General features: G+C 46.7%; 2 protein-coding genes. Both read left to right on the forward strand.

All coding sequences use genetic code 11. From position 1 onward, the window contains the following. On the forward strand, nt 1-601 hold a 601-nt coding region (locus tag GRP75_RS27525), incomplete at its 5' end, for a hypothetical protein (RefSeq protein WP_160790960.1). A gap of 91 nt (nt 602-692) precedes the next feature. Then, nucleotides 693-1,118: a VOC family protein gene (locus GRP75_RS27530; RefSeq protein ID WP_053325184.1), complete on the forward strand. Its 426-nt coding sequence runs from the start codon at nt 693-695 to the stop codon at nt 1,116-1,118. The last annotated feature ends 52 nt before the right edge of the window (nt 1,119-1,170 follow it).

Genomic DNA, 1,170 nt, shown 5'->3' on the forward strand with positions numbered 1-1,170 from the left:
AGACAGAATGAGGCTGCTGTCAGCGCTGGACATTATATTGTCTCCAGAAGATTGGTTACGCACATATCGTATGCAGTCTGAATGGTCTGGTGATGTGTGCCTGGGTGAGGTGAACAACGGCGCTGGAGATACGATTCATATGCTATGGACGCGTGGAGGTGTGCTGTTGAAGGGTTTTGACCACGAATCTCCTGTAAGTCCTCATGCGAGAGACGAATATGAGGTCTGGCCGGGCATGTACGGTGTGCCTGGTGATATGATGGAGCTCTTGGAAGACGAAGCGCTGGAGAAGGAGGACGTTACCTTTTGTATGTGGAAGGAAGCGGAAGATAGGGAGTGGCGTATGGGCAATGCGAACATTCCCGAGGCGTATGACGATGGCTCATCCTTTTTGCTGGGGAAAATTATAGTTACACCGGAGAAGTATCAGGATTGGGCTGAAAGTTACTATGAGTTGCCGATTTCTCTAGGGGTGGTAAGCCAGATTTTCAACGGCGTTCCGATCACTGCACAGATGATCTCTGCGCTTCATCCACAGCGTAACGTTACGGAAGCGATAAAGGAGCTAAAGCAGCTTGGCGTTCAGGTGCATGAAAGCTAAGAATACAGATTTGTTTTTCTTGACAAGTTTTGTATATAATACAGGAGAAATGGCTGGGTAATCACCTCGAATTAAAGGAGCTGTGTTGAAGATGTCCAAACGTTTGATTCCTTACATCACGATGGATGGAAATGCAAAAGAAGCAATCGAATTTTATGAAGAGGCATTGGATGCTCAACTGCTTTTTATTCAAACCTTTGGGGAAATGCCGGAAAACCCCGATTTTCCCATTCCCGCAGAGGTCAAGGAACGTGTGGGACATGCTACCCTTAAAGTGGGTGAGACAGAGCTCATGTTTTCTGATACCTTTCCCGGATCACCGTTTAGCAGCGGGAATCAGGTGAGTATCTGTATTACAACCGATAGTGTGGAGCAAGCTCAAAAAATGTTTGATGCTCTACAGCAAGGAGGACAGGTGGGAATGCCTTTGCAGGAAACCCATTTTAGTCCCGCTTATGGGAATGTAACAGACAAGTTTGGTGTCACCTTTCAAATGTTCACAGAGGCTCGGTCTTAAGAAATGGAAAACGGCTCGATTCCGCTACTTTAGCGATCTGGCCGTTTTTTTA

Source organism: Paenibacillus sp. OT2-17 (genome assembly GCF_009827695.1).
GTDB lineage: Bacteria > Bacillota > Bacilli > Paenibacillales > Paenibacillaceae > Paenibacillus > Paenibacillus polymyxa_B.

Bases quoted from the DNA above. Each gene is read 5' to 3' on its own strand.
- GRP75_RS27530 (WP_053325184.1), top strand. From the start codon at position 693: ATGTCCAAACGTTTGATTCCTTACATCACGATGGATGGAAATGCAAAA.